We start from the raw sequence: 6,619 nt of genomic DNA on the forward strand, positions 1-6,619 counted from the left end.
CCCCGCCGATCTCAGAGCGCGTGAAGGAGCCGCTGACATCCCAGCGCAGACGCTTGGTCTGCTGGAAATAGGCGCCGACGCTGCCGCTCAAGCTGGTCTGGTCGCTGGATTGCGCCGAGTTCTCCCCGCTCATGTCGTAGGCACGCAGCCCTCCGCTGAGCCGCACCCGCCGTGTCATCGGCCGCCAGAAAGCGAAGCTGGACACTTGCATGATTTTGGTGGACGTGGTGTCCACCAGGCCGGTCACGCCCTCGAAGCTGGTATCCAGATCGTACAGGCTGGCCTTGGTATCCACCCGCAGGGCATCGCCCACATACCAGTAGTGGTCCACGTCCACGATCAAATCGTCCTGGTGGCGGTCCTTGCTGGACTGCTCCGTGGTGCGCTGATTGACCTTGGCAAGCAGGCGCTGCCTGGGCGGCCGCCAGTCCAGTTCCAGGCCCATCAGTTCGTCGTCGAAGGTGCCGCTGCTGTCCGACTTCCAGTTGCGGGTGGCGTAATAAGCCTGCAGGCGGTGGCCGGCGTCGGTGATGTAGGACTGCCGCAATTCCAGATGCTCGGTAGTGAACTCCTCACTGGTCAGGGTCACCAGCGGGTTGGTGATTCTGACGTCGTCCACCCGGCTGTCGGTGGTCTGGTAGAGCACCCGGAACGGCGTCTGACTGCGGGGCAGGATGTTCAACACCGCGTCGCCGGACAGAATGTCGGAATCCGTTTCGCTGCGGCCGGCGCTGTTTTCCACATCGGAGCTGTCGCGGGAAAAGTTGATGCCACCTTCGGCGGTGGCAAACCAAGGCTGCCAGATGTAGGTCCGCAGGCGCAGGGAGGCAATCAACTGATGGCTGGTCGCGTCCGCCGTATCGGTGTCCAGCTTGCGATAGCTGTAACCCAAGCTTCCCGACCAGTCCACAGGCAGGGCCGGCGCGCCGGAGACGAAGCCCAGGCCCAGCAGGCACACCGCGACGGAACGCCGGATATTGAACCGCAGCGCCGCCCTCATACGTCCCCGGTGTGTAGTATCAGTGGTGTCGCCCCAGGAGGGCACGCCAATGGCCACACGACACTCGAGACCGGCATCCCCTTCCCCCTTTTATTATTAATCCCATTGGCCAGCCGCTGGTCGCGGGCGCCAATTCCGGACCCCATCAACAGGAACCGCGAGCCCCCGTCGAAACCCTCTGAATTTGAACAAAGCCCCGCCCCAAATGATGCGGCAGCTATTGTTCCGGCGCCCAGTCAGCGCCCATCACAACAGGCGTTTTCGCCTCAAGTTCGTTTTTGAATGCCGCCCACGCCTCCTCCCGGCGCTCGCGGAGCAGCAAGCCTTTGGCGCGCTCAGCCACGCGCCCGAAGGGATTCAGCCTGGGCGCCTCCCGCGCCACCAGCCGGAACAGTGCCACCCCTTGCAACAGCACCACCGGCTCGGATGTTTCACCGGGCTTGAGCTTCTCCAGGGCGCGTTCCGCCGGCGGCGCCAGCATCCCCCGATGAATCTCTCCCAAGTCACCGCCCTTCTGGGCCGACGGGTCGGCGGAATGGATGCGCGCCAGGGCGGCGAAATCCGCCCCCTTGTTGATTTTTTCCCGCAAACGCGCGGCTTCATCATAGGCCGCCTGCCACACGGCCTGACCTGCCGAGGCTTGCACCTTAAGCAAGATCAACGCCACGCGCAAGCGCTCCGGCGTCGTGAACCTGTCCGCGTGAGCGCGATAGTAGGCCCGCACGTCGGATTCCGCAGGCGGCGCCACCGCCTCATACACCTGCTCCCGCAGGGCCCTGATGGCCCGGATGTCCGAACGGGCCCCGTCCGCCGCAGTGAGCAGACCGCGGCGGCGCGCCTCTTGTAGCAGCATCACCTGCTGAATCAGATTCTGTCGCACTTGCTGCCGCAATGCGGCGAGGTCTGCATTGTCCGGCAAGCCGTGGAAGAATTTTTGGCGGGCGGCACGGTGAAGAGCCGCCTCGAACGCGGCGACACTCACCGGCTCACCGCCGACGGTAGCGAAGACATCCTTGTCTTCCTGGCCGCCCGCCGGAAGCGAAGCGGCCGCCAGTGCGGCTATCCCAGCCAGGCCCGTCACTGCGCGGCGCCATGCCCCCCAGCATTGGCACCGCTTCTCCCCCCCCCTCGTTGGAGTCTGGCGAGTCTGAACCCGCAAATTCCCCCTCTTCTTCGTCACGCTCCCCAAAAATCAGCAGCCTTATGCCGTGCTTACTTATTTGTTGTGGCAGGTCAGGCACACGGCGCTGCCGCCCGGATCGATCCGCAAAAAGGTGGGATTTTCGTCCACATGCGGATCGTGGCAGGAGGCGCACTCCACGTAGGGCTGTGCCTCGCCCACATATTTTCCCCGCGACGCCACGCGGGTGTAGAGTTTCAAATCGGTGCGTTCAAATCCCGAGGTGCCCTGGGGCGTGTTCACCCACCACACCCGGCTGGTGCCGAGAATTTCGGAACTGGCGTGGTTGAAATCGGGATCGGCGCCGGGGCCGCCTGGATTGGACAGGGAATACCCGCCCCCGGCGAACTGGATGCCGATGGGGTGGTCGTTGGTGAGGTCCTTGCCCAGGTTGGTGATCACGGCGGGCGGGCCGATACGGCCCTCGGTGCTCACCGCCTGGCCGCTCCAGGTGCCGTTAAAAAAGCCGGGAACCTCGGTAACCGAGCCCGGCTCATTGATCAGGGAATCCATGGCCTGACTGCCGTCGTGGCAGGACAGGCAGGCCACCGACACCGAGCCCACGGGCTCTATGGCGGCGTCCAGGGTGGTGGTTCCCAGTTGGTCGTAGGTTTCAAAACCGGTGGGGTCGATGTGACGGTTCCAGAGGGGGACGGCGGCGCTGGCATCGCCTCCGTGGGGGGTGTGGCAGAACACGCAGATTTCCCGCGTGCCGCTGGTGTTGCTGGCCGCGTTGAGCCCGTCCGCGCTCAGATTGTGCTTGGTGTTGAAGACACCGGCCACGGCCTGCCCCCCCAGCAGCACGAGCACCAGACTCAGACTTACCTTGCTCAGCGCTAACCCCCGCGCTGCCCTCATATCACCTCTCCCCCGAGGGAACATTAAGTCAGACAGATTCTGTCAATTTCATGCGCCCGTGACAAGCACTAATGGAATCTCTTCGCGAAAAAACTTGTCATCCCCCGCCACGCAGAACTGAAGCAGCATCACCGGCCGCTGAGCCGGGCCGGGGGGGAGCGCCACGGCACAACAGGGCGCTGGCCCGTGTCCCCTGCCCCCCCGGACACTACCCTGCGGACCCCGGCCGGCCACCGTCCGGGCAAAGCCGGCGCCCCGCAATATTAACTACTTGGAAGCCAGCGCGTGCTTGAGGCCGAAGGCGATGACGCTGACGTCCGCCCCGGCCGGCCCCGCCTTGAGCTGATCCAGGCCATAGCTGGCGTTGCGGTCGTTGCTGGTCATGGCATAGGTCAGGTACAAATCCGTGTTGGCGCTGAGTTCTTTCCACACGCCCAGGGCGTAGTGTTCGGCGCCACTGCTGGCGGTGCCGCCCAGGTCGTCCAACATGCCGTAAGCGGCCTTGAGGGTCCAGGTGCCCAGGCGCTGGGAAACATTCAGATACCAGGCGTCACGATCGTTGCCCTTGCCGCCACCGTCCAGGGACTCCCACACCAGGCCCACCTTGGTGACATCGGCGAAGGTGTATGAACCGCCCAGCTTCACCGCCGTATCATCATCCCCGCCGGCACCCTGCTGATTGAAGGACTCGTAGCCGGCCCCCAGATACAAACCGGCGATCTTGAACGTGGCGCCGATGCTGTAGCCGTCGTCATCCACGCCGTCCCGGGTCTCGTCGAAGATATACGCCACCATGCCCTGGAAACCGCCCAGTTCGGGGGTGCGGTAAAACAAGGTGTTGGCGGCGCGGGTGTCGTGATCGTTGGTGCTGCCTTCGTTTTCCCCGATCACCGCATTGTAGTCGCTGGGGCTGTTGGAAAAGATGTCCAGCTTGGCGGTGGACTGCTTGTAAGGGCTGTCATACTTGCCGGCGAGCACGGCGCCAAAAACCCCTTCCAGACCCAGGAAAGTATTGCGGGCTTTGATACCGAAGTTGTCAGTACCATTGCTTTGAACCCCGGTATCGAAATCCAATTGCGTCTCGATCTGCCAGATCGCCTTAACACCGTTCCCGAACTCTTCATCGCCGTACACGCGAAAACGGGTTTTGTTGCTGTGCAGCCCGAGGCCGTCACCGTCGGGCGCGCCATTGTCCGAGCTGTTGATGGACAGGTCCACCACGCCCTTGACGCCCACGTCCGCCTGCGCCGCCCCACTCAGACCCAGGGCCACCGCCACGGCGGCCACACACAGATTCCTGCTCATCAAAAAAACCTCCCTCATTCCCCGTTTTTAAAAAAACCCCACACCGCCAGCATCCATCCGCCTGAAGAGCAGGTCAAACCCGCCCCCCAAACCGACGCGACACCGCAGCCTTCAAGTTAACAGAAATGTAACAAAGGCGGTAAATCTACAACAGCACCCGTACCGAAACAACACTTCGTTTCATGGGTGAACCGCCAACCATGCCCCGTCATAAAAAAAGCCGGGCGCAGCCCGGCTTTCTTTGATGTTGGGAACGTATCGGAAAACGCTTAGAATGTGCCGATAATCTCCAGCTGGACGACGTCGCCATCACCAGCGTCGGCACCGCCAAACCCAGCGGTATTGTCGTTGTTACGCCATTCCAACAGCACGCTCAGATTGTCGGCCACGTTGTAGTAACCCGCCAAGGTGGTTGCCGTGGTATCATCGGTACCAGCTGCTTCAAAGCTCATGGTCTCCCAGCGAGCGGTCACTCCACCCATGCCGAAGTCATAGTTACCCATAACACCGTAGGCATTGTCCACGATCTTGTCGGCTTGCAGGTACTCAGCCGCCACGGTGAAACCGCTTACATTATACTCGACATTGAAGTCCACCACGTCACCCGCGCCAGCGTCCTGGCTGACATAACCCAGCTCCAGATTCAAGCCGTCAACCGGCATCAAACCCAAGACCACGGCCAGGGAGTTTTCTTCTGCGACGCCACCGATGTCATTGAGGTAGCCCACGGTACCGCTGAACATGCCAAAGTTGCCAGTGACCGCCAAGCCGGCGATGTTGTTGCCGGGCAGGCTGGTTTGACCGTCCAAAATGTCCCAAATCAAACCGTGGCTGACTTGGTACATGTCCACCACGTCTTCCTTTTCGAAGCCGATGGGGTTGTTGAACACACCGCCCAGCACGGTGAACATGTCGTTGATGCCCCAAGCGGCGAAGGCCTGCTCAATATTGGCACCGTTTGTATCTATATATTCATTTGGTTGGTCAACCCCATCCTTGTCTTTGTCGTTCCAAGCCATTCGAGAGGACTGACCCAAACGAACGTCCACATCCAAACGCACGGTCACAGCGCCTTGAGTGCGGATAAAGTCCACCTCGCCGTTGGCGCTGAAGGCGCTTTCGCTGGTAGGACTCGCATCGTCGCTGATCCGGTAATAGATATCGGCAAAACCCGACACGCTGGTCTCACCAGCCTGTGCCGCCAAAGGCGCCGCCAAAGCACCCGCCACAGCCAAAGCAATCAGCTTTTTGTTCATATCGTATCTCCCATTCCTGTCAGCCCCCACGGCGGGGGCGGCCATCCAAAATCTCAGAGCGAAATCTAGCGGCGTTTGGGCCGAAATGCAACATTTTTATTTAATTTAGCAACACAGTGGGTTTATATGTCGCATATAAACAACAAAACGCCAGTCCTGCGGTGGCCTCGTCCATTGTATTCGGGCGATGCTTTCAAGATTGTTCCCGTTATCCAACAAACAATCAGATGGAATAAGCCGATGCTCGCAAAGAATATGTTAAGGACTTGATCGCCTTACCCGGGAAAACCCCGAACTATTCCACGGTGGACGGCTTCGGTGTTGCGGCGCAAAACAAGCGGGCAGTTCCCAAACCCCAGCATCCGGTCCCTGCTGGAGCAACCCGCGAGAAGCTCTGGGAACCGAGGATATCGAAAGCCGGTATTGCCGATACAGCACTTTGGGCGCGAAGCGGGACGGCGCGCGAATGAACAAGTTATCGAAAATGTAGCGTTTGATCCAATCAAAAGCCGAAACTAACCCGCATCGCTCACCGATCATCTGACTTCGGCGTTATTTAGTGCCAGGATGTGGCCGAGGCAGCCCGAGAGCCCCTTCCTCGTGCCAACGCGCTTGCCAGGATGGGGATTTGCGTATTTTTTGGCTCTCCGACATCGCGGGGAGGGGACTTTTTCAACCAAGCAGGCGTACCCGCTCCTCAGCACCGGTGTCTGATGGCTTGTGGCGGCGTTGTGGGATAGGGGAAGGTCTATCCGGAGGGCGACCAGGGGGGGTGGCGGTTGAGGTTGCTCAGGATCCGGGCGATGTCGCCGGCGTACGGATATGTTTCCGAGAAGGACAGCCAGACCTTGCGCACCGTCAGGCGCAGGCGGGCACCGATTTTCAGCAGCTTCAGGCGGATCGTCGTGCTCTGGGCCCTGGCGAACGCCGTTCCGGCCAGGCCCAGCCGGCGCAGGCCATGCAGCAGGACATAGGCGAAGGAAGAAAAGTACAGCCGCAGTTGATTCGCCCGCAGGGTCG

The 6,619-nt window shown here is 61.1% G+C and carries 6 protein-coding genes; all 6 read right to left on the bottom strand.

What is annotated here, in order from left to right:
- The coding region (locus ENJ19_04835) for a hypothetical protein (protein ID HHM05052.1) at positions 1-1,000 on the bottom strand (1,000 nt) is incomplete at its 3' end.
- A gap of 217 nt (positions 1,001-1,217) precedes the next feature.
- The gene (locus ENJ19_04840; protein ID HHM05053.1) at positions 1,218-2,189 is read right to left on the bottom strand and encodes a hypothetical protein; all 972 of its coding nucleotides are present in this window, start codon (positions 2,187-2,189) and stop codon (positions 1,218-1,220) included.
- A 27-nt stretch (positions 2,190-2,216) separates the two neighbouring features.
- A complete protein-coding gene (locus ENJ19_04845; GenBank protein HHM05054.1) occupies positions 2,217-2,693 on the bottom strand; it encodes a hypothetical protein in 477 nt (158 codons plus the stop codon).
- A gap of 612 nt (positions 2,694-3,305) precedes the next feature.
- Complete coding sequence (locus ENJ19_04850; GenBank protein HHM05055.1) at positions 3,306-4,361, bottom strand: porin; 1,056 nt, start codon at positions 4,359-4,361, stop codon at positions 3,306-3,308.
- A 251-nt stretch (positions 4,362-4,612) separates the two neighbouring features.
- A complete protein-coding gene (locus tag ENJ19_04855) occupies positions 4,613-5,644 on the bottom strand; it encodes a porin (GenBank protein ID HHM05056.1) in 1,032 nt (343 codons plus the stop codon).
- A 703-nt stretch (positions 5,645-6,347) separates the two neighbouring features.
- On the bottom strand, positions 6,348-6,619 hold a 272-nt coding region (locus ENJ19_04860), incomplete at its 5' end, for an IS1380 family transposase (protein HHM05057.1).

It is taken from the genome of Gammaproteobacteria bacterium (assembly GCA_011375345.1).
Lineage (GTDB): Bacteria > Pseudomonadota > Gammaproteobacteria > DRLM01 > DRLM01 > DRLM01.

Coding starts and splice junctions, on each gene's coding strand:
- ENJ19_04850 (HHM05055.1), bottom strand. CDS start 4,361: ATGAGGGAGGTTTTTTTGATGAGCAGGAATCTGTGTGTGGCCGCCGTG.
- ENJ19_04845 (HHM05054.1), bottom strand. CDS start 2,693: ATGGATTCCCTGATCAATGAGCCGGGCTCGGTTACCGAGGTTCCCGGC.
- ENJ19_04855 (HHM05056.1), bottom strand. CDS start 5,644: ATGGCCGCCCCCGCCGTGGGGGCTGACAGGAATGGGAGATACGATATG.